18 protein-coding genes are annotated in these 20964 nt (G+C 61.4%); 7 read left to right on the top strand and 11 right to left on the bottom strand.

Features of this window, described 5'->3' with window-relative positions; translation table 11 throughout:
* Positions 1 to 14 precede the first annotated feature (14 nt).
* Positions 15 to 788, top strand: a complete 774-nt coding sequence (locus ACDZ94_RS19495) for an L-iditol 2-dehydrogenase (RefSeq protein ID WP_262665032.1) — start codon at positions 15 to 17, stop codon at positions 786 to 788.
* A gap of 429 nt (positions 789 to 1217) precedes the next feature.
* Positions 1218 to 1865, top strand: coding sequence for a nicotinamidase (locus tag ACDZ94_RS19490; RefSeq protein ID WP_262665030.1), 648 nt, complete (start codon positions 1218 to 1220; stop codon positions 1863 to 1865).
* 543 nt (positions 1866 to 2408) lie between these two features.
* On the opposite strand, the gene ACDZ94_RS19485 is transcribed toward ACDZ94_RS19490, so the two are convergent.
* The 9 genes from ACDZ94_RS19485 to ACDZ94_RS19445 all read right to left on the bottom strand — a co-directional run bounded on the left by ACDZ94_RS19485 (position 2409) and on the right by ACDZ94_RS19445 (position 11213).
* A complete protein-coding gene (locus tag ACDZ94_RS19485; protein WP_082895908.1) occupies positions 2409 to 2570 on the bottom strand; it encodes a DUF2256 domain-containing protein in 162 nt (53 codons plus the stop codon).
* A complete protein-coding gene (locus ACDZ94_RS19480; RefSeq protein WP_064452767.1) occupies positions 2567 to 4105 on the bottom strand; it encodes a cryptochrome/photolyase family protein in 1539 nt (512 codons plus the stop codon). Before ACDZ94_RS19480 ends, ACDZ94_RS19485 begins: the two co-directional genes overlap by 4 nt.
* Before the next feature lie 668 nt (positions 4106 to 4773).
* Positions 4774 to 5805, bottom strand: coding sequence for an ABC transporter substrate-binding protein (locus ACDZ94_RS19475; RefSeq protein WP_064452766.1), 1032 nt, complete (start codon positions 5803 to 5805; stop codon positions 4774 to 4776).
* Between the two features lie 14 nt (positions 5806 to 5819).
* Positions 5820 to 6917 (bottom strand): NAD(P)/FAD-dependent oxidoreductase, encoded by a 1098-nt coding sequence (locus ACDZ94_RS19470; protein ID WP_432750623.1) that lies wholly within the window; start codon positions 6915 to 6917, stop codon positions 5820 to 5822.
* On the bottom strand, positions 6914 to 8257 hold the full coding sequence (locus tag ACDZ94_RS19465; RefSeq protein ID WP_432750622.1) for an FAD-dependent oxidoreductase: 1344 nt from the start codon (positions 8255 to 8257) through the stop codon (positions 6914 to 6916). Before ACDZ94_RS19465 ends, ACDZ94_RS19470 begins: the two co-directional genes overlap by 4 nt.
* Positions 8254 to 8544 (bottom strand): (2Fe-2S)-binding protein, encoded by a 291-nt coding sequence (locus ACDZ94_RS19460; RefSeq protein WP_064452763.1) that lies wholly within the window; start codon positions 8542 to 8544, stop codon positions 8254 to 8256. Before ACDZ94_RS19460 ends, ACDZ94_RS19465 begins: the two co-directional genes overlap by 4 nt.
* Positions 8544 to 9338, bottom strand: a complete 795-nt coding sequence (locus tag ACDZ94_RS19455; protein WP_053256614.1) for an ABC transporter permease — start codon at positions 9336 to 9338, stop codon at positions 8544 to 8546. Before ACDZ94_RS19455 ends, ACDZ94_RS19460 begins: the two co-directional genes overlap by 1 nt.
* Before the next feature lie 4 nt (positions 9339 to 9342).
* Positions 9343 to 10188, bottom strand: coding sequence for an ABC transporter permease (locus ACDZ94_RS19450; RefSeq protein WP_064452762.1), 846 nt, complete (start codon positions 10186 to 10188; stop codon positions 9343 to 9345).
* The gene (locus ACDZ94_RS19445) at positions 10185 to 11213 is read right to left on the bottom strand and encodes an ABC transporter ATP-binding protein (RefSeq protein WP_064452761.1); all 1029 of its coding nucleotides are present in this window, start codon (positions 11211 to 11213) and stop codon (positions 10185 to 10187) included. The genes ACDZ94_RS19450 and ACDZ94_RS19445 overlap by 4 nt, the downstream gene beginning before the upstream one ends.
* A gap of 242 nt (positions 11214 to 11455) precedes the next feature.
* On the opposite strand from ACDZ94_RS19445, the gene ACDZ94_RS19440 reads away from it, so the two are divergent.
* Positions 11456 to 12286: an IclR family transcriptional regulator gene (locus ACDZ94_RS19440; RefSeq protein ID WP_064452760.1), complete on the top strand. Its 831-nt coding sequence runs from the start codon at positions 11456 to 11458 to the stop codon at positions 12284 to 12286.
* Between the two features lie 120 nt (positions 12287 to 12406).
* On the opposite strand, the gene ACDZ94_RS19435 is transcribed toward ACDZ94_RS19440, so the two are convergent.
* Both ACDZ94_RS19435 and ACDZ94_RS19430 read right to left on the bottom strand, forming a co-directional pair.
* Positions 12407 to 13072: a response regulator gene (locus ACDZ94_RS19435; RefSeq protein WP_053256610.1), complete on the bottom strand. Its 666-nt coding sequence runs from the start codon at positions 13070 to 13072 to the stop codon at positions 12407 to 12409.
* Positions 13047 to 16430 (bottom strand): ATP-binding protein, encoded by a 3384-nt coding sequence (locus ACDZ94_RS19430; protein ID WP_432750621.1) that lies wholly within the window; start codon positions 16428 to 16430, stop codon positions 13047 to 13049. Before ACDZ94_RS19430 ends, ACDZ94_RS19435 begins: the two co-directional genes overlap by 26 nt.
* Positions 16431 to 16732: 302 nt before the next feature.
* Between ACDZ94_RS19430 and urtA the strand changes: the two genes are divergently transcribed.
* The 4 genes from urtA (at position 16733) to urtD (ending at position 20963) form a co-directional block, all read left to right on the top strand.
* Complete coding sequence (gene urtA, locus ACDZ94_RS19425) at positions 16733 to 17941, top strand: urea ABC transporter substrate-binding protein (protein ID WP_064452758.1); 1209 nt, start codon at positions 16733 to 16735, stop codon at positions 17939 to 17941.
* A gap of 178 nt (positions 17942 to 18119) precedes the next feature.
* Positions 18120 to 19037 (top strand): urea ABC transporter permease subunit UrtB, encoded by a 918-nt coding sequence (gene urtB, locus ACDZ94_RS19420; protein ID WP_432750620.1) that lies wholly within the window; start codon positions 18120 to 18122, stop codon positions 19035 to 19037.
* Positions 19038 to 19047: 10 nt separating this feature from the next.
* Complete coding sequence (gene urtC, locus ACDZ94_RS19415; protein ID WP_064452757.1) at positions 19048 to 20208, top strand: urea ABC transporter permease subunit UrtC; 1161 nt, start codon at positions 19048 to 19050, stop codon at positions 20206 to 20208.
* Complete coding sequence (urtD, locus tag ACDZ94_RS19410) at positions 20205 to 20963, top strand: urea ABC transporter ATP-binding protein UrtD (RefSeq protein WP_003218258.1); 759 nt, start codon at positions 20205 to 20207, stop codon at positions 20961 to 20963. Before urtC ends, urtD begins: the two co-directional genes overlap by 4 nt.
* The last annotated feature ends 1 nt before the right edge of the window (position 20964 follow it).

Here is a 20964-nt window from a genome sequence, read left to right as displayed (position 1 = left end):
CGGACACGTACCCCATGAAACGACTGGAAGGTAAGAGCGCGCTGATCACTGGGTCGGCGCGCGGGATCGGCCGCGCTTTTGCCCAGGCTTATATCGCCGAAGGCGCAACGGTTGCCATCGCCGACATCAACCTGCAACGCGCCCAGGCCACGGCGGCCGAGTTGGGCCCACAGGCTTATGCGGTGGCGATGGACGTCACCGACCAAGCCTCCATCGACGGCGCGATTGCCGCTGTGGTCGCCCATGCCGGCAAGCTCGATATCCTGATCAACAACGCCGCGCTGTTCGACCTCGCACCGATCGTCGACATCACCCGCGACAGCTATGACCGGCTGTTCTCGATCAACGTGGCCGGTACGCTGTTCACCTTGCAGGCGGCGGCGCGGCAAATGATCAGCCAGGGGCACGGCGGCAAGATCATCAACATGGCCAGCCAGGCCGGGCGGCGCGGTGAACCGTTGGTGGCCATCTATTGCGCGACCAAGGCCGCGGTGATCAGCCTTACGCAATCGGCGGGGCTGAACCTGATCAAGCAGGGCATCAACGTCAACGCCATTGCTCCCGGTGTAGTGGACGGTGAGCATTGGGACGGCGTGGACGCGTTGTTCGCCAAGCATGAAGGCCTGGCGCCCGGTGAGAAGAAGCAGCGGGTAGGGGCTGAGGTGCCGTTCGGGCGCATGGGCACGGCCGGGGATTTGACCGGAATGGCGATTTTTCTGGCGTCGAAAGAGGCCGACTATGTGGTTGCCCAAACCTATAACGTCGACGGTGGCAACTGGATGAATTAAAGCCGTACACCCATCAGAAAGGCGGGAGCGGGCTTGCTTGCGAAAGTGGTATGTCAGTCGGCAATGCTATTGACTGATACACCGCATTCGCGAGCAAGCCCGCTTGTGTCTTGATCTGGTAAGAAACGCTGGGGTGAGAGGGTTGTATTGCAAGCTGTGAGTGCGCAGTGCTAGAAACACGAGTGGGAGCAAAGCGTCTATCCACCTTTCCACTCCGGCGCATAAGCCCGAACCGTTGAATGCGCGCCACTCGCATCACAAACGTGGGCAAAGCCACAGTGCTCTGCTTCCTGAGTGTATGAGGTTTTTGTCATGACCTCCTGGGTCGGCATCGATATTTCCAAGACAATCCTCGTTGTCTGGGTTAAGCCTCAGCAAGAAAATGAAAGTACCTGATGTGTACTTTTTACAGGTCACAGGAGAACTGCCATGACCCTCGCGAAAACTGCCACTGCTTCATTCGACGTGGATGCCCAGAAGAGCTTCACGCCACTGTGCCCCAACGAGTTGCCTGTGGCCGGCGGCGACCAGATCGGTGCCGAACTCAACTACATGGCCAGTTTGGCCGGCCATCGCGTCGGCAGCAAAGATGCGCACACCCCGCATGCGCCTTGGGTGGTCACGCAGCACAGCGAGATGCTGCAACCCACCGGCCTGGCACACGCCGACGTCACCTGGGTCAGCCACTGCGTGCCAGGCACCGAGGGTTTTACGCTGCTGGACGAATTGCCCACGCCGTATGACTACGACTATTTCATCTGGAAAGGTGTCGAACCCGACCTGCACCCCTACGGCGCCTGCTACCACGACCTGCACGACAAGCTGTCCACCGGTGTCATTGAGTACTTGAAAGCCCAAGGTGTCAGCCGCGTGATCGTCGGCGGCCTGGCCCTGGACTACTGCGTCAAGACTACCGCGTTGCAACTGCTCAAGGCTGGCCTGAAAGTGATCCTGCACCTGCCAGCCTGCCGAGGTATCAGCGAGGAGGGCGGCGTGCAAGCCGTCAATGAGTTGCTCAAGGCGGGTGCGGCCGTCAGCAGCACCCGCGAAGATCTGGCCGCGATGGTCGCGCTTTAAGGAGAATCAACCCGTTACATGGGCGCGATTGCGACGCCGGCTTAGTGATGATCTTGTAGCGCCTGGGATTACTCATGCATTTCAGTAACAGCATGGTCGTACTGAGCCAACCGATATATCCGTGGCCAGCGCCGTAGCGAAAGACGTTTGTGCGCGCTACAACACCCGTGATGAGAACCTCCAAGGACGGGGTTTCAGAATCACAAAGGCGATCGTCGGCCGGACACACCTGTGACAGCGCCGAGGACAGTGCTGGAAATGCCAGTGAATCCAAAGAAATTCGGCTGTTGCGGCGTTCATGCATCAACCCCGCCGGCCTTATCATCTGTGCGCCGTTTGCTGGCTGCATTCCACGATTTAATAGAAGCAGCGGACGAGCAACGCTATGCAGCGAAAAGCGCGGTTAGGTTCATCTGCGATGTCGTCCAGTTAAGCGCTTTCCCCATTGTGGGCTGCATTTGGTTGGAAGCGCTTATCGGCAGCAACGCGCCAACGGGGTAAACGTGCGGCCAACTCACCTTGACTGGCAATCTTCCGACAGGTTCAAAAGGGCCTGTCATGGCGCTTTATTGGTTCGGCTTTGCTGCGCCGGCAGCGTTCCGAGCAGTAGCGTACTTGCTCCCAGCAGCGAGCCCACTTCTTCCTCCACGTGAAGGGAAGGCCGCACGTCACGCATGTTTTGACGGGCAGTTCACTCTTCTTCAAAACGACTCCCCTGCGTCGAGCCTGGCGAGCAGTTTCTGGCCGCGTTCCCAGAGCGCTTGTCGTTTGGGGTCAGTCATCCGATCGAGGTTTTTGTAGACCATGCCCATGCGCTGATTGCCGCGCAGAAGGTCGCCATGACGCATTAGGAAATGCCAGTAAAGCGAATTGAACGGGCAGGCGTCCTCGGTCGTGCTTTCACTGACCTTATACGCGCAGTTGCGGCAGTAGTCAGACATGCGCTTTATATATTGGCCACTGGCGCAGTACGGCTTGGAGCCCAGGTATCCGCCATCGGCGTGCATGACCATGCCCAATGTATTGGGCAGTTCGACCCAGTCGAACGCGTCCATGTAGATCGCCAGGTACCAGTCGCAAATCTGGCTCGGTGCGATGCCGGCCAGTAGCGCAAAGTTGCCGGTCACCATCAGCCGCTGGATATGGTGGGCATAGGCGTGTTTCAAACTTTGGCCGATCGCCTGGCCCATGCAGTTCATTTGGGTGTCGCCCGTCCAATAGAACGCTGGAAGCGGCCTGCTGTTGCCAAACAGATTGCCGCTGGCGTAGTCGGGCATTTTCAGCCAGTAGACACCCCGTACATATTCACGCCAGCCAATGAGCTGGCGGATAAAACCTTCGGCGGCGTTCAATGGAATCCTGTGCGCCCAATACGCGGCCTCGACGTCGCTGCACAACTGACGCAGATTCAATAGGCCAATATTTAGCGCGGCGCTGATCCGCGCATGAAACAGGAACGGTTCATCAGTGGCCATGGCATCCTGGTAGTCGCCGAAGGCCGCCAGCCCCCAGTCGAGGAAGTAGTCCCACAACGCTTGGGCGTCGGCATGTGTAACCGGGTAGTCAAAGGTGTCGAGGGCGCCATAGTGGCTGGTGAAGTTTTTTGCGACCAGCGCCAGTACCTCCTGGGTGATGGCATCTGCCGTAAAGCGCATGGGGGATGGGGCTCTCACGCCTTTGGGCAGCGCCTTGCGGTTTTCTGCATCAAAGTTCCAAGCGCCGCCGACCGGGCTGCCATCGCCGTTGAGCAGCAGGCCACTCTTGCGCCGCATCTCACGGTAGAAGAACTCCATGCGCAGCTGCTTTTTGCCGTCGGCCCAGGACGAGAACTCAGCGCGTGTGCAGAGAAAGCGTGTATCGGCATGCCATTGGATGGCTAAACCGCATGCCTTGAGGGACTGCTCCAGACGCCAGTCACCGCATTCTGTCAGATGCAACTCATCCGGGTTCAGTCGCGACTGCCAACGCTGCAACTCTCCCGCTACCGATCCAGTATTGTGCGGATCATCGAGGGTGACGTATTGCACGCGGATGCCGCGTTGTTGCAGCGCCTGGGCAAAATGGCGCATCGCGCTGAAGATCAGTGCGATTTTTTGCGGGTGATGGGGCACATGGCTGGCTTCCTCCATCACTTCGACCAGCAACACCGTATCGTGCTCGGCGTCCAATGCCTTCAATGAGGCCAAATCAAAAGACAACTGATCGCCCAAGACCAGGCACAGTCGGTGAGTCTTATTCATACGACAGGATCCAACGGAGGGTGACTTACCATGACGCAGTCAGCGAGAAAGGAATACGCAACGACTCGATGGGCCCGTGCAAGTACTTGATTTCGCGCGCACACAGAGGGCATTCACCGTCAACGTACAGCGCCAGCGGCCAATTCATTTTATTGTACATCGGCTATGTCTTTGTATAAGTTTTACACAAGATATGCCGAAAGAAACAGACTGACAATGTGCACTGTCTTTTTGCTGTGTTATGGACGGTGATGCCCATTTTCGCGAACGGATCGCCTGTGCCCTCGGTATCAAGGTGGGTGGCGGCAAGCGATGCGAAGGCGTTCACGTCATCGGCAAAGCGGGCGCGATGGCGTTATCGAGGACTACTACGGGCTGATCCGCCCTTGGTTCGTCGAGCCTTGGCCAACCTGCTCGCCAACGCACTGCGTTAGGGGGCTCCCGCTACGGCCGTGACTATTCGCAGTGTGGTGCGGGAGGACAGGACTAAAGTCACTGTGCACAACCAAGGCCCGCCGATTTCGGCGCCAGGCAAGCGGGATGACCCTGCGTAGGGCTGCACTGATGCAGAGATTAACGCGTACCCAGGGCACACCGGTGAGGGCGATTGTCGAGAGGGCCATAGCAATACAGCGCACACGTGCGCGCTGCCCATTGCTCCGGTTTAATCAGCGCTCGATCGAGCGACTCCACCGTGCATTCCACTCCGGCCGTGCCTGATTTACCTGGTCCCAATCAATCGAAATCGCCGTTTGCAAGTAACTCTGCATCGCTTCGACTCGTGCACGGGTCTTGTCGGTTGTTGGCGTGGTCGGGTTCGACGGAATCTGGTCGCCTTCCTCCAGCGCCGGCGCCTGGGCTTCAGCCGTCAGCAGGAAGGCCGCGAGCTTCTGCGCCAATTCCGGCTGGTCATTACGTGCAATCACGCATTCGGCCACATTGAGCACCACCGCGCCTTCCTTCGGTTGCGCATATTCCATGGGGATACCCAGCAGTTGCTGGGTGGTGACCTGCGTCGGGGTCAGAGGGAAGATCGCCGCCTCGTCGGTTTGCACCATCTCGGAGATCTTCGCGGAGCTTGCGATGTATTCCAGCACGTTGGGGCCGATAGTCTTCGGCCAGGCCTTGAAACCCGGTTCCACGTTGGTCTCAGAGCCACCCTGAATGCGGTTGAACATCAGAAAACCGTGCAGGCCGAAGGTGGAGGAGGCCAGGGACTGGAACACCACTTTGTCCTTGAAGCGCGGGTCGGCCAGGTCCATCCACGAGGTGGGTGCGGCCCAGCCTTTTTCCTTGAACATCTTGGCGTTGTAGCCCAGGCCGGTGACGCCCAGGGTCACGGCCACGGCCTCTTGCTTGATTTTCGCCTTGTCCGGGATTTGCTCCAGGGTCGGGCTCGGCGCGAGCTTGTCGCACAGGCCCATGGCGATGGCGCGGTACATGATGCCGTCGTCGAGGAACATCACGTGCATTTGCGGGTTGTCTTTGTTGGCCTGGACTTTGGCGAGGATGTCCGACGAGGTGCCGGGCACGATCACCACCTTGACGTTATTGGCCTTCTCGAAGGCGGGCAGCACCTTGTCGGCGTACACCCGTTCCATGGTGCCGCCGTTCATGCCCAGGTACAGCGTCGGCGCAGCATGGGCGATGGAGGCGAGCAACGCGAGGGGCAAGCAGGACAGCGCGATACGTGTGTTCATGGATGTTTTTCCTCTCAGGCTTGGAATCGACGAATGGAAAACGCTTCGATGGGTTGCCGGCTGGCCCCGGCGCAGACGATCTCTGCCAGGGCTTCACCGACGGCGGGGCCGAGCTGGAACCCGGCGCCGGCAAAGCCGAAACCGTGGAGCAGGCCAGGTTGGGTGCTGCTTGGGCCGATCACCGGTTCATGATCGGGGAGGTAACCTTCGGTGCCACTCCAGGTGCGAATCGCCTGGGCACCCTTGAGGAACGGGTACAACTCGCCGGCATTGCGCAAAATCTCCAGCACCGCCGCTTGCCCTGGGCGCGCCGTTTGCGGGCCAAGGGCAAAGCCGCGGCCGCCGCCGAGGATGCAGTTGCCCCGGGCGACCTGGCGCGCGTATATCCCGCCGCCTTCAACGCCGGTGCTGACGTTCATCACCATCGGCAGCGGTTCGGTGACCAGCATCGCCGGGTGCGCCGAGGTGATCGGCACCGGCTCACCAAACTGCTCGGCGACGTGGCCGGCCCAGGCGCCGGCACAGTTGAGCAGCCAGGGTGCTTGCAGGTGCAGGCCGTTGGCGCAGTGCACGTGGAAGCGGTGGCCGTCATGTTCGAGGCGAATCACGTCGGCCTGCTCGTGTACCGAGGCGCCGAGGCGCTGCGCTGCACGGGCGAAGGCGGGCGAGACCAGGCGTGGATTGGCATGGCCGTCTTCAGGGCACAGTGACGCGCCCACCGCCACATCGCCCACCCAGGGAAAGCGCGCGCGCAATTGCGTGTAATCCAGCAACTGCAGGCCCAAGCCAAAGCCGCGGGTGTGCTCGGCATACGCCTGCAACGCGGCAAAATCCCCATGGCTGCGGGCCAATTTCAAATGCCCGGAGCGAACATATTCGCCATCAATGCCGATCAACCCCGGCAAGTCGGCCCACAACTGGTGGGCGCGTTGCGACAACGGCAACTGATGCAACGGCCGACCCTGGCGCCGCACGCCACCATAGTTGACGCCGCTGGAATGAGAACCACAGAAATCTCGCTCGACCAAGGCCACACGCTGGCCTTTGTGCGCCAGCATCAGCGCCGCCGACGCACCGACAATCCCGCCGCCCAATACGATGACGTCGATCATGGTTGCACCTGCACGCCAAACGGCAGCGGCTTGATCGGTGCCTGGCCACGCAAGCGGCCTACGGTTTCAATCCCTCGACCACTGCGCTCGGCCACAATCTCGGCTGCCGCCAGCCCGCACATGCGGCCCTGGCAACGGCCCATGCCGACACGGCAATGGGCCTTGACGCGGTTGAGTTCCCAATGGCCTTCATCCACGACCGCCCGCACTTCGCCGACGCTGACTTCCTCGCAGCGACACAGGATCAGCGCATCCGGCGCCTGCGCGGCCCACTGTTGAGGAAAGGGGAAGGCGGTTTCCAGTCCATGGCGAAAGCGCTGGATGCCTGCCAGTTGCTGCTCCAGTTCGGCAGCGCGGCGTTGATCGATGGTGATGCCGGAATCTTCCAACAGGGCCAATGCCGCGCGCTCACCGGCCATTTGCGCCGCGTCGGCGCCCATGATGCCGGCCCCATCGCCCGCCAGGTACACGCCGTTCACGCTGCTGCGCCCGGCGCTGTCGCGTTGCGGCAACCAGGCTCGGTTCAAGCTGTTCCAGGCAAAGTCACAGCCGAGCAGATCCGCCAGTTGTGTCTCGCTGCGCAAGGCATGGGCGAAAGCCACGGCATCGCAGTCCAATCGGTGCTCACCCCAGCGAATGCCCGTGACCCGCAGTTCGCCGTCAATCTGCGTGAGCGTTGCGCCCTGATGCACGGGAACCCCATGGGCCGTCAGCCAGGCGCGATAATACAAACCTTTGGCCAGGGTCACCGGTTGCCCGAGCAACGCCGGTAATGCGCGGCACTGCGCACTGAAGGGCGCGCTGTCGAGGACCGCGACCACCCTGGCGCCGGCCTTGGCGTATTGGTAAGCCACCAGGTACAGCAACGGCCCGCTGCCACACAATGCAACCCGCTCGCCGATGGCGCAGCCTTGGTATTTCAAGGCGATTTGCGCCGCGCCCAGGCTGTAGACGCCTGGCAAGGTCCAGCCGGGCACCGGCAGGATGCGGTCCGTGGCGCCGGTTGCGACGATGATCCGGGCATACTCGATGCTCTGCGCGCGGTCGTTATTCAGCATGTCCAGCCGACCGTCCTCGGCGTTCCACACCAGGGTTTTCGGCCGGTAGTCGATCAGCGGCGCCAGCTCATCCAGGGTGCGGTGCACGGCCTCGGCCTTGCGCGCTTCAAACCCATAAAGCTGCTTGGGCGTGCGCTGGAAGTTCGCCGGTTGGCGCCGATAAATCTGCCCGCCACCGCGCAGGCCTTCATCCACCAGGCAAGGCTTGAGGCCATGGTCGAGCAGGGTACGCGCCGCGCTGATGCCTGCCGGGCCTGCGCCCACAATCACGATCGGCTTCATGCTTGGCGCCCCGGGTCGCGGCTGATCACCTGGCCTTCTTCCAACAGCGTCGAACAGGCCCGCACGCGGCGCCCGTCTTCGAGGCGCACCCAGCAATCCTGGCAGGCGCCCATCAGGCAGAAACCGGCGCGGCGTTCGGCACTGAAATCGCTGCCGCGCAGGTGATCGGCGCACGTCAGCATGGCGGTCAGCAGGGTGTCGCCCAGCAAGCCCTTGGCCGGTTGCCCGTCGAGGGTGAAGGCCAGGGCAGGGCGCGCGGTTTCGGCCAATCGTTTGAACAACGCCATCAATGTTTCCCCACCAGCACGCGGTCCAGGCCATAGACCCGGTCGAGCAGAATCATGGTCGCTGCGGTCAGCGCAATCACCAGCGCCGAGACCGCCGCCATCATGGGGTCGATGGACTCCGTGGCGTACACGTACATGCGCACCGGCAAGGTTTGCGTGGCCGGCGAGCTGACGAAGATCGACAGGGTCACCTCATCGAAACTGTTGATAAACGCCAGCAACCAGCCGCCGGCTACACCGGGCAAAATCATCGGCAGGGTAATCTGACGAAACAGCGTAAAACGGCTGGCACCCAGTGACTCCGCCGCCTGCTCGGCACTGCGATCAATACCGATAGCCGCGGCCAGCACCAGGCGCAACACATACGGCGTGATGATCACCACGTGGGCGAGCATCAGCCAGGTGAAGCTGCCGTTGACGCCCATCAGTGCGAACAACCGCAGCATCGCCACCCCCAGCACCAGGTGCGGGATGATGATCGGCGACAGGAACAGCGCACTGAAAAAGTTGCGCCCCGGGAATTGATAACGGCTGATCGCCAACGCCGCCGGCACTGCGATCAGCGTGGCCAGGGTCGCGGCGGTAAACGCCAGGATCAGGCTGTTATAGAACGCCTGGATGAAGTCGGCACGCTCGAACACCGCGCGAAACCAGCGCAGGGAGAAGCCTGATGTAGGCAGGCTCAGGGTGTTTTCCGGGGTGAAGGCCACCAGGCACACCACCACCAGCGGCGCCATCATGAACAGCACCACCAGGCCATGAAAACCGAGGGCTAAAGGACCGTTTCTGGACATGCGCTTAAACCCCCAGGGACTTTTTGTAGCGGCTTTCGACCATGCGGTTCCAGCTCAGCATGATCAGCAGGTTGACCAACAGCAGCACCACCGCGATGGTCGCGCCCATGGGCCAGTTGAGTTCCGAGAGGTACTGGTCGTACACCACCGTAGCGACCATTTTCAGGCGGCGCCCGCCAAGCAGGCCGGGGATCGCAAACGAACTGGCGGCGAGGCCGAACACGATCAAGGTGCCGGAGAGCACGCCGGGCATGACCTGCGGCAACACGATTTTGCGCATTACCGTGGCCTGGCTCGCACCCAGCGACAGGGCGGCTTGCTCAGCCGACGGGTCGAGCTTTTGCAGCGAGGTCCACACCGGAATGATCATGAACGGCAGCATCACGTGCACCAGCGCGATGATCACGGCGAACGGCGTATACAGCAGTTTCACCGGGCGCCCGCCGAGCGCCTGGATCACCTGGTTTACCAGCCCGTCGGCACCGAGCAGCAGGCTCCAGCCGAAGGCGCGCACCACCACTGAAATCAACAGCGGTGTGAGGATCAGGATCAGGAAGATCGAGCGCCACGGGGTGCCCATGCGGCTGAGGATATAGGCCTCGGGCACGCCGATGACCACGCACAACAAGGTCACCAACGCACTGATCCAGAAGGTGCGCCAGAAGATCTCGTAAAAGTATGAATCGCTGAACAGCGACAGGTAATGCGCGAAGGTCCACTCATCAGCCTTCACGCCGACCTGGTAGTCGAACACGTTGAACGACAGCACCAACGTCATCAGCAGCGGCAGAATCAGCAGCCCGGTAAACAGCGCCAGGGCCGGCAACGACAACACATAACCCCGACTCATGCGCGCACCTCATCCGCCGCCAACACGCGCAGCAGGCCGGCGTGCCAGTCCAGGCCCACCGCCGCGCCGCAGCCGAGCGGCGCACTGCCGTCGTTGCTGCGTACCACGGTGATTTCGCCGAGGGTGGTGTGGATGCGGTACAGCCATTGGCTGCCGAAGAAGTAACTGTCGAGGACTTTGCCTTGCACGCGCCCGGTGCCGGCCTCCACCAGGGTGATTTTTTCCGGGCGCAGGCTCAGGGTCAGTTCACCATCGCCGCTGGCGTGGCGCACCTGTGGGGCGCCGAGTTCGTCATAGTCGCCCGGCAGCAGGTTGGCTTTGCCGACAAAATCCGAGATGAAGCGTGTGCGCGGGTGCTCATACAGCTTGTACGGCGCGTCGATCTGGGTCACGCGCCCGGCCTGCATCACCACCACGCGGTCGCTGATGGACAGCGCTTCGGCCTGGTCGTGGGTGACCATCAAGGTGGTGATGCCCACGGCGCACTGGATGCGGCGAATTTCAAACTGCATTTCTTCGCGCAAGTTGGCGTCAAGGTTGGACAGCGGTTCGTCCAGCAGCAACACCGGCGGCTCGATCACCAAGGCACGGGCCAGGGCCACACGCTGGCGCTGGCCGCCGGACAGTTCACGCGGGTAGCGCTCGGCGTGTGGTGCCAGGCGCACCAGGTCGAGCACGGTTTTGACTTTGCTGGCGATTTCGGCGGCCGGCACTTTGCGCATCTTCAGGCCGAAGGCGACGTTGTCGCGCACGGTCATATGCGGGAACAGCGCGTAGCTTTGGAACACCACGCCCAGACCCCGGGTGGCGGGTTTGGCGTGGGTGATGTCACGCCCGTCGAGCAGAATCTGCCCGCCGCTCACGTCGACGAAGCCGGCGATCATTTGCAGGGTGGTGGTCTTGCCGCATCCCGAGGGGCCGAGCAGGGAAACGAACTCGCCTTTTTCCACCGCAAGGTCGGTGGCGACCACCGCGTCGACGGCGCCGTAGCGTTTGCTCAAGGCGTTGAGTTGGAGAAATGCCATGTCTGCGTTCCACCTTTTTTGAGTCGCGTCGAAACGCGCTTTTTTGTTTTGGGCAGATGCGAAAAGAGTGTTGCGGGTGCGTTGGCGCTCGATCTCGAGTCGGCTGCCATTTGTTGTTCATTTCGCCCCTGTGGACGCAGATTAGGACGAAGACTAGGATGGGCGGAAGATGGAATTTCACTGAATGGACTATTATTTTCAGTTTTATTCATTCACTAGAATTTATGCCAGGGTTGAGTGTTATGGATTCCACTGAGCGGAATGAAGCGAGTAAAGAAGTCGGCGCGGGCGGGGTGTCTCGTCTGTTCGCGCTGCTGCGTACTCTGGGCGAGGTGCCGGAAGGCGGCGAACGCGTCACCCAGCTCGCGCAGCAGGTCGGCCTGTCGCAACCCACCACCCACCGCCTGCTGCGCAGCCTGATCGACGAAGGCATGGTCGAGCAGGACGCGCGCAGCAAACGCTATCGCTTGAGCCTGGAGTTCTTCGCGCTGGCAGCGAACGCGGGCAAGACCGGCAACCTGCGCGACCTGGTGCGGCCGAGCATGTTGCGCCTGAGCGCTTCCCTGGGCGATTCGCTGTTCCTGCTGGCGCGTAGCGGCTTTGATGCGATCTGCCTGGACCGCAGCGAGGGGCCGTACCCGATCCGCACGTTTACCGGCGATATCGGTGGGCGCGTGGCGTTGGGCGTGGGGCAGGGCAGTTTGGCGATTCTGGCGTTCTTGCCGGAGGAAGAGCGTGAGACGGTGATTCGCTACAACCTGCCACGGCTCAAGGATTTTCACCTGTATGACGAAGTGCTGTTGCGCTCGGAGGTCGAGAACGTGCGGCGCCTGGGCTATGCAGCGCGCAATACCGGCGTGTTGGAAGGCATGGCGGGGGTGGCGGTGCCGATCCTCAATCGGGACGGGCATGCGGTGGCGGCACTGAGTGTGGCGACCATCAGTGATCGATTGGGGCCGAGCCGCATGCCGATGGTGGTGGAGTTGCTCAAGCGCGAAGCGGCGGCGATTGGGCCGAGGATCAACCCGTTTGATCCGACGTTGCGCAGGCCGTCGCAGACCTTTGGTGGGTAACGTATCTCCGCCACGATGAAGAACCAGTGTGGGAGCGGGCTTGCTCGCGAATGCGATAGATCAGTTATGGATAGGTCAACTGACACACCGCTTTCGCGAGCAAGCCCGCTCCCACATTTTTCAGATTGCGGCCAATGCTACTGACGTGGCGGCCGTGCGAGTCTCCACCCCCAACTTCACATACACATGCTCCAGATGCTTGTTCACCGTCCTGGGGCTCAACCCCAAAATATCGCCGATATCCCGATTGGTCTTGCCGCACGCCACCCAGCGCAGCACTTCCACCTCGCGCTCGGTCAGTTGGAACCTGGCCGACAACAGCCGCTGCGCCGGTGCGTCTTCCAGGGTCAATACACTCGGCTGCGTGGCCGCCCGTGCCGAGAGCAAAATGCGTGACGTGCGCAAATGCGCTGCCACCCGTGCCAATACCTCATCGGTCTGGATCGGCTTGGTCACATAGTCGCTGCCGCCCACTTCAAAGCCCTGCACCACATGCTTGCTGTCGGTCAGCCCGGTCATGAACACCACCGGGATGTCTGCGCTGGCGGGCTGCGCCTTGAGCCGGCGGCAGGTTTCGAAGCCATCCAGGCCGGGCATCATCGCGTCCAGCAGGATCAGGTCCGGGCGCCGTCGTTGCACGCGGTTCAGCGCGCTCAGGCCGTCGAGGGCGACCAGCACCATGTAGCCGGCGTCGTCGAGAGCATCGGAGAGCATGGCGAGGTTGTCCGGGGTGTCGTCGACGATCAGCACCACGCCGGGTTCAGTGCTGCGGGTGAGTGCATTCATCTTCGGCCTCCTTGAGGGTTCGGTTGAGTTCATCCAGGCGGAAACCCTTGAGCAAACCGCGGACTTTGCTGATGAAAGGTTCAGTGTCCGGGCGGTGTTCAAGGATCATGTCGAGTTTGTCGTGCAGGCCACGCACATAGCCGATGGCACTGAGTTCGGCGAGCGCGGCGAGGTCTTCAGGGCTGGGCAGCACACTGGGCGGCGGTGGTGCCTTGGAGGTCTTGGTGCGGCGCAGCCACTGCAAACCCAGATGCTGTTGCAGGCGCCCAAGCAGCTCCGGGGTGCGCACCGGCTTGGCCAGGTAGTCATTGCAGGCGGCGGCGATGCTGCGTTCGCGGTCGTCGGTAAAGGCGTTGGCCGAGATCACGATAATCGGCGCGCTGGACAGCGCATTGCGGCGGATCAAGCGGCTGGTTTCCAAGCCATCCAGGGTCGGCATCGACAGGTCCATCAGGATCAAATCCGGCGCCAGCAACGCCACCTGGCGGATCGCATCCTGGCCGTTACTGGCCTGGATCACTTCAAAACCCAAGGGTGTGAGCATGCCGCTAAGCACCTTGCGATGGTCAACGTGGTCGTCTACTAACAGGATGCGTCGGCGTTCACCTTGATAGCCGATGATGTCGTGCTCCACATGCACCACCGCTTGCGGCGCGCGCACCTGGGAAAGGAACAGCCGCACCTGGAAGCACGTGCCCTTGTCCAGTTCGCTGGTGACCCGCAGTTCGCCGCCCATCAACGAGGTGAGCATGCGCGTGATGGTCAGGCCCAGGCCCACGCCTTTGTCCTGGCGCATCAAATCGCCGCGTTCGAACGGCTGGAAAATCCGCTCGATCTGCTCCGGATCAATACCGATGCCGGTGTCGATGATTTCAAAATTTGCGGTCTCGCGCATGTAGCTGACCCGCAGGCACACCTCGCCGCTGTCGGTGAAATTCACTGCGTTGCCCAGCAGGTTGATCAGGATCTGGCGCACGCGTTTTTCATCACCGCGCACCACTGCCGGGATCTTGCCCACGCAGTCGAGGCGAAAGCGCAGGCCCTTGTCCTGCGCCTGCGGGGTGAACATCTGTTCCAGGTCGTGGATCAATTCCGGGAAGGGGATTTCGGTGAGTTCCAGGCGCAGCTTGCCGGCCTCGATCTTGGCCACGTCGAGCAGGCCGTCGATCAGCGACAGCAAGTGCGAGCCGCTGCGCAGGATGGTCGCCAGGGCGTCCTGATGTTGGTCAGGCATAGCGTTGTCGCGCTGCAGGATCTGGGTGAAGCCGAGGATGCTGTTGAGCGGCGTGCGCAGTTCGTGGGACAGCCCGGTGACGTAGCGGCTCTTGGCAGCATTCGCGGCTTCCGAGGCTTCCTTGGCCTGTTGCAGGGCTTGGTCGGTGAGGCTGTGGGCGTCGATTTCCTGCATCAGGAGCAGGGTCTGGCGGTCGGATTCTTCCTGGGCGACACGCCGGCTTTCGCGGGTCAGCACCACCCACCAGGCGAGCACGGCGGCCAGCACCGAGAGCGTGAGAAACGCCTTGAAGAACGCCTGATACAGGGTCTCTGAATGGGGCAGCCCTTGGGCAGCCTGAACGTAGATCAGTGCCAACGCCCCCGCGAGCAGCAGCACCAGGACCAATAACAACCCCAAATAGTGGGCCAGCCGGGTGTGCAGGCGTGGCATCAAGGAGTTCGGCAGCAACCAGCGCAATGCACTTTCAAACTGGGTAACCAGCCGGGCGTGGGGTTTGCAGCGATCACCGCAACGTGCGTCCAGCGAGCAGCACAGTGAGCAGATGGGCGTGCTGTAGGCCGGGCAGAACGCCATGTCGGCGGTTTCGAACGGGTTGCTGCACAGGCCGCAGACCGCGTGGGTGGCGGGGGCGACCGGGTGAATCAGCTGTACATCACTGGTGCGGGCGATGTAGTACTTGCCCCGGGTCAGCCAGGCCAAGAGCGGCGCCATGATCAGCGCCGTGCCCAGCGCAACGAAGGGCGGCGCGGCGTGGGCCAGTGCGCCGAACAGGCCGAAGTGGGCGAGGATCGACAGCAATGAAGCGATCAGCATTGAGCCGACGCCCACCGGGTTGATGTCGTAAAGGTGCGCGCGCTTGAACTCGATGTGTTTGGGCGACAGGCCCAGGGGCTTGTTGATGACCAGGTCGGCCACCAGCGTGCCGATCCAGGCAATCGCGATGTTGGCATAGAGCCCCAGCACCTGGTCGATGACATCGAACACGCCAAGCTCCATCAGCATCAGCGCAATCGCCACGTTGAACACCAGCCATACCACGCGCCCGGGGTGGCTGTGGGTTACGCGGGCGAAGAAGTTCGACCAGGCCAGGGAACCAGCGTAGGCGTTGGTCAGGTTGATCTTCATCTGGGAAATGAACACGAACAGCACCATCGCGCCGAGTGCCCATTCCGGCGAGCTGAACACGTAGCGGAACGCGACGAGGTACATCTGGGTCGGCTCGGCGGCGCGCTCCATGGGGATTTCATGTTGCAGGGCAAGGAAGGCCAGGAACGCACCGGCGAACATTTTCAACGCCCCGGGGATAATCCAGCCGGGGCCGGCACAGAGTAGGGCGGCCCACCAACGCTTGCGGTTGGCGGCGGTTTTTTCCGGTAGAAACCGCAGGTAGTCCACCTGTTCGCCAATCTGCGTCACCAGCGACAGCGCCACCGTGCAGGCGGCGCAGAACGCCAACAGGTTGAACCCGCCGCCGTCGCCACTGCGCCCGAGGAAACTGGTCCAGTCGCTGAAGGCATCGGGATTTTTCCACCACACGAAGCCGTAGGGCAGCACCAGCAACAGCAGCCAGACCGGTTGTGTCCACAGTTGCAGGCGGCTGATCAGGGTTACGCCGTAGGCCACCAGCGGAATCACCAGCAGCGAGCAAATGACATAGGCGATGGCCAACGGGATATGAAAATACAGCTCCAGCGCCAGGGCCATGATCGCCGCTTCCAGGGCGAAGAACAGGAAGGTGAAGCTGGCGTAGATCAGCGAGGTGATGGTTGAGCCGATGTAACCGAAGCCGGCGCCGCGGGTCAGCAGGTCCATGTCCACACCGTAACGTGCGGCGTAATAGCTGATGGGCAGGCCGGTGAGGAAGATCACCAGGCTGATCGCGAGGATCGCCCAGAAGGTGTTGGTGAAACCGTAACTCAATGCCAGTACACCGCCGATGGCTTCCAGCGCCAGGAACGACACGGCGCCCAGGGCGGTGTTGGCGATACGCAGCTCCGACCATTTGCGAAAGGATTTTGGGGTGTAGCGCAGGGCGTAGTCTTCCATGGTCTCGTCGGCGACCCAGGTGTTGTAGTCGCGGCGGATCTTGACGATGCGCTGAGTGCCAGAGGTGGGGTGCACGGTGGGTGGCTCCGCAGAGTGGGCGAGTTTAAATGAGCAAGTTCCATGCCCCGATTCAAAATGTGGGCGCTGGCTTGCCTGCGATAGCGGTGGGTCAACCTCTGCAGATGCCGCCTGATACGCCGCCATTGCAGGCAAGCCAGCTCCCACATTGATCGAGGGTGTTTGGGCGGTCGGGATCCTGCTCGAAAATGGTGCGCAGCGGCATACGTCAAATGACGTACACCGTTACGTCAGGCTGCGTATACCCGCGCTGGCCGGGTGCCGCCATGCTGGACCCCTCATTGCAGAGGAGTCGCCCCATGGCACCACGATTGATCCGCTCCACACCGCTGTTGGCCCTGTCATTGCTGGCGGCCGCTCTGTTCAGCCAGGGCGTACTGGCCGATAACGAAGGCCTGGCCGTGACCCCTACCGAAGTGACCGTCGGCCAGTTGCACTCAGCCACCGGCACCATGGCGATTTCCGAAACCGGCTCGATTCAGGCCGAGCGCCTGGCCATCGAGCAGATCAACGCCTCAGGCGGGATTCTGGGACGGCAGATCAAGGTGATCCAGGAAGACGGCGCCTCTGACTGGCCGACCTTCGCAGAAAAGGCCAAGAAGCTGCTGGTCAACGACAAGGTCGCCGCCGTGTTCGGCTGCTGGACCTCTGCCTCGCGCAAAGCCGTGCTGCCGATCTTCGAGAAAGAAAACGGCTTGCTCTACTACCCGACCTTCTATGAAGGCCTGGAACAGTCGAAAAACGTAATCTACACCGGCCAGGAAGCTACCCAGCAAATCCTTGCCAGCCTCGACTGGATCGCCAAGACCAAAGGTGCCAAGACGTTCTACCTGGTCGGCTCGGACTACATCTGGCCGCGCACCTCGATGAAAATCGCGCGCAAGCACATTGAAAACGTACTGCACGGCACCGTGGTCGGCGAAGACTATTACCCGCTGGGCAACACCCAGTTCGGCTCGCTGATCAACAAGGTCAAGCTGAAGAAACCGGACGTGGTGTTCGCGGCCGTGGTCGGTGGTTCCAACGTGGCGTTCTACAAACAACTGAATGCGGCGGGTGTGAACGCGTCCAAGCAAACCTTGCTGACCCTGTCGGTGACCGAGGATGAATTGCTCGGCATTGGCGGCGAAAACATGGCTGGTTTCTACGCCTCGATGAAGTACTTCCAAAGCCTGGACAACCCGAACAACAAAGCCTTCGTCGAAGCCTTCAAGGCCAAGTATGGCAAGGATGCGGTGATCGGCGACGTGACCCAGGCGGCCTACCTCGGCCCATGGCTGTGGAAAGCGGCGGTGGAGAAGGCCGGCAGTTTCGACGTGGATAAAGTCGTGGCCGCTTCGCCGGGTATCGAGCTGAAAACCGCGCCGGAAGGCTACGTGAAGATCCACGAGAACCATCACCTGTGGAGCAAGTCGCGTATCGGTGAAGTGCAGCCCAACGGCCAGTTCAAGGTGATCTACGAGTCGGATCTGATTGAGCCTAACCCGTTTCCTAAAGGCTACCAATAACTCCGGGGCTGGCACTGATCCAACTGTGGGAACTGGCTCTGTGTGGGCGCTGGCTTGCCTGCGATGCAGGCGACTCGGTCTTGCAGCCAGACCGAGGTGATGCCATCGCAGGCAAGCCAGCTCCCACATAAATCAACAGCAGATTGCATTTCAACCTCCCGCTCAGGAGACCATCATCATGGAATGGCTATCGGAATTTGGGGCCATCGCGGCAATGCAGGGGTTCAACGGCTTGTCCGTGTTCTGCGTGCTGTTGCTGATGGCATTGGGGCTGGCGATCATCTTTGGCCAGATGGGCGTGATCAACATGGCCCACGGTGAGTTCCTGACCATCGGCGCCTACACCACCTACGTGTGCTCCAGCCTTACGGCGCACTTTGCGCCGAGCTTCCAACCCTATTACTTCTTCTTTGCCATCGCCCTGTCATTCCTTGTCGCCGGCGCCGTCGGCTGGCTGGTGGAGTGGGCGATGATCAGCCGCTTGTACAAGCGGCCGCTGGACACGTTGCTCGCCACGTGGGGCTTGTCGCTGGTGATGCAGCAAACCTTCCGTTCGGTGTTTGGCGCCCGTGAAGTCAGCGCCGAGCCCCCGGCCTGGCTGATGGGCTCGGTAAACTTCACCGACGCCATCGAAATCCCGCGCAACGGTTTGTTCATGATGGGCCTGACCTTGCTGCTGACCGCCGCGATCTTCCTCATGCTGTACCGCTCGCGCTGGGGCTTGCAGGTGCGCGCCACGGTACAGAACCGCCTGATGAGCCGCGCCGTGGGCATCAATACGCGCAAGGTCGACCGCATGACCTTTGCCCTCGGCTGCGGCGTCGCCGGTGTGGCGGGCGCGGCCTTCACCACCATCGGTTCCACCGGCCCGACGGCGGGCTCGCAGTACATCGTCGACACCTTCCTGGTGGTGGTGTTCGGCGGCGCGCAAAGCCTGTTCGGCACCATCGCCTCGGCGTTCGTGATCGCCCGGACCCAATCGCTGTCGGAGTTTTTCCTCAGTGGCTCGATGGCCAAGGTACTGACCTTGTCGTCGGTGATCCTGATCCTGATGCTGCGCCCGCAAGGGTTGTTCTCCATCAAAGTGCGCAAGTAGAGGCGAGCAGATGAAGGCTTTAGACAAGCTGCTGGGCGGCCAGCAAAACCTGATCGGTATCGTGCTGTTGGCGCTGCTGATCCTGGTGGTATTCCCCCTGACCCTGGATGCGTTCCGCCTGAACATGGTCGGCAAGTACCTGACTTACGCGTTCGTCGCGGTAGGGCTGGTGTTGTGCTGGGGCTACGGCGGCATTCTCAGCCTGGGGCAGGGCGTGTTCTTTGGGGTGGGCGGCTACTGCATGGCGATGTTCCTCAAGCTGGAAGCATCGGACCCCGAAAGCACCAGGATCCAATCCACACCGGGCATTCCGGACTTCATGGACTGGAACCAGATCACTGAGTTGCCTTGGTTGTGGCAGCCGTTCCACAGTTTCAGTTTTACCCTGGTGGCGGTGATCGCGGTGCCGGTGCTGCTGGCGTTCATCATCGGCATGGCGCTGTTCAAGCGACGCGTGGGCGATGTGTATTTCTCCATCGTCACCCAGGCCATCGCGCTGATCCTTACGGTGCTGATCGTCGGCCAGCAAGGCCTGACCGGCGGCGTCAACGGCATCACCGACCTCAAGACCCTGCTCGGCTGGGACCTGCGCACCGACAGCGCGAAAATGATCCTGTACTTCATCAACGCCGGCCTGCTGTTCGGCTGCATCTTTATTGGCCGCTTCATTCTCGCCTCCAAGCTCGGCCGGCTGCTGATGGCCATGCGCGACAAAGAGGAGCGGGTGCGTTTCTCCGGGTATGACGTGGCCAGCTTCAAGATCTTCGTTTTCTGTGTGGCTGCCGCGTTCTCGGCGATTGGCGGGGCGATGTTTGCCTTGCAGGTGGGCTTTATGTCGCCGTCGTTCGTCGGCATCGTGCCGTCGATCGAGATGGTGATTTTCGCCGCCGTGGGCGGGCGCATGTCGTTGCTCGGCGCGGTGTATGGCGCGCTCCTGGTGAACTACGGCAAGACCTACTTTTCCGAGTCCTTTCCTGAGCTGTGGCTGTACTTGATGGGCGGGCTGTTTATCGCCGTGGTCATGTACTTCCCCAATGGTTTGGCTGGCTTGTGGGACAGTCATGGTCGCCAGGCGCTGGCGAAATTGCTGCGGCGTAAACCGGTGGTGAAAGTCGCCGCCGCCGTGGCCAAGCCCAAAACTGAAACCAAAATCCTGGAGACCCAGCCATGACCGCCGTCGGTTTTGAAATGAAGAAACCGGTGCTGGCCATCGAAGGCCTCACTGTCTCGTTCGACGGCTTCAAGGCGGTCGACAACCTCAATTTGTATATCGACCGCAATGAAGTGCGCGTGGTGATTGGCCCCAATGGCGCCGGCAAGACCACGGTGCTCGACCTGATCTGCGGCAAGACCCGCGCCACCAGCGGCAGTATCCAGTTCGACGGCCAGGAACTGACCAAGATGCGCGAGTACAACATTGTGCGCGCCGGGGTCGGGCGTAAATTTCAGAACCCGTCGATCTACGAAAACCTCACGGTGTTTGAAAACCTTGAGATGTCTTATCCCGCCGGTCGCAAGGTTTGGGGCGCACTGTTTTTCAAGCGCAACGCGCAAGTGATCGCGCGGGTGGAAGAGGTGGCGCGGGAGATCTTCCTCGGTGATTTACTGCAACAACAGGCCGATCTGTTGTCCCACGGGCAAAAGCAATGGCTGGAGATCGGCATGCTGCTGATGCAAGACCCCGAGCTGCTGATGCTTGATGAACCGGTGGCGGGCATGAGCGTCAACGAGCGCGCGCAAACCGCCGAGCTGCTCAAGCGCATCAGTCAGGGGCGTTCGGTGCTGGTGATCGAACACGACATGGAATTCGTCAAAAGTATTGCCCACAAGGTCACGGTGCTGCACCAGGGCAAGGTGCTCGCCGAGGGCAGTATGGAGTCGGTGCAAAGCAACCCTAAAGTTATCGAAGTGTATTTGGGCCACTGAG

Origin of the sequence: Pseudomonas sp. UBT (genome assembly GCF_050915955.1) — a bacterium.
Lineage (GTDB): Bacteria > Pseudomonadota > Gammaproteobacteria > Pseudomonadales > Pseudomonadaceae > Aquipseudomonas > Aquipseudomonas antarctica_A.
The sequence above is the reverse complement of the archived record's forward strand: the minus strand, read 5'-3'. Positions and strand labels throughout refer to the sequence as shown.

Excerpts from the sequence above, each read along its gene's own strand:
- ACDZ94_RS19495 (WP_262665032.1), top strand. The coding sequence starts at position 15 with ATGAAACGACTGGAAGGTAAGAGCGCGCTGATCACTGGGTCGGCGCGC.
- ACDZ94_RS19490 (WP_262665030.1), top strand. The coding sequence starts at position 1,218 with ATGACCCTCGCGAAAACTGCCACTGCTTCATTCGACGTGGATGCCCAG.
- ACDZ94_RS19480 (WP_064452767.1), bottom strand. The coding sequence starts at position 4,105 with ATGAATAAGACTCACCGACTGTGCCTGGTCTTGGGCGATCAGTTGTCT.
- ACDZ94_RS19475 (WP_064452766.1), bottom strand. The coding sequence starts at position 5,805 with ATGAACACACGTATCGCGCTGTCCTGCTTGCCCCTCGCGTTGCTCGCC.
- ACDZ94_RS19470 (WP_432750623.1), bottom strand. The coding sequence starts at position 6,917 with ATGATCGACGTCATCGTATTGGGCGGCGGGATTGTCGGTGCGTCGGCG.
- ACDZ94_RS19465 (WP_432750622.1), bottom strand. The coding sequence starts at position 8,257 with ATGAAGCCGATCGTGATTGTGGGCGCAGGCCCGGCAGGCATCAGCGCG.
- ACDZ94_RS19460 (WP_064452763.1), bottom strand. The coding sequence starts at position 8,544 with ATGGCGTTGTTCAAACGATTGGCCGAAACCGCGCGCCCTGCCCTGGCC.
- ACDZ94_RS19455 (WP_053256614.1), bottom strand. The coding sequence starts at position 9,338 with ATGTCCAGAAACGGTCCTTTAGCCCTCGGTTTTCATGGCCTGGTGGTG.
- ACDZ94_RS19450 (WP_064452762.1), bottom strand. The coding sequence starts at position 10,188 with ATGAGTCGGGGTTATGTGTTGTCGTTGCCGGCCCTGGCGCTGTTTACC.
- ACDZ94_RS19445 (WP_064452761.1), bottom strand. The coding sequence starts at position 11,213 with ATGGCATTTCTCCAACTCAACGCCTTGAGCAAACGCTACGGCGCCGTC.
- ACDZ94_RS19440 (WP_064452760.1), top strand. The coding sequence starts at position 11,456 with ATGGATTCCACTGAGCGGAATGAAGCGAGTAAAGAAGTCGGCGCGGGC.
- ACDZ94_RS19435 (WP_053256610.1), bottom strand. The coding sequence starts at position 13,072 with ATGAATGCACTCACCCGCAGCACTGAACCCGGCGTGGTGCTGATCGTC.
- urtA (WP_064452758.1), top strand. The coding sequence starts at position 16,733 with ATGGCACCACGATTGATCCGCTCCACACCGCTGTTGGCCCTGTCATTG.
- urtB (WP_432750620.1), top strand. The coding sequence starts at position 18,120 with ATGGAATGGCTATCGGAATTTGGGGCCATCGCGGCAATGCAGGGGTTC.
- urtC (WP_064452757.1), top strand. The coding sequence starts at position 19,048 with ATGAAGGCTTTAGACAAGCTGCTGGGCGGCCAGCAAAACCTGATCGGT.
- urtD (WP_003218258.1), top strand. The coding sequence starts at position 20,205 with ATGACCGCCGTCGGTTTTGAAATGAAGAAACCGGTGCTGGCCATCGAA.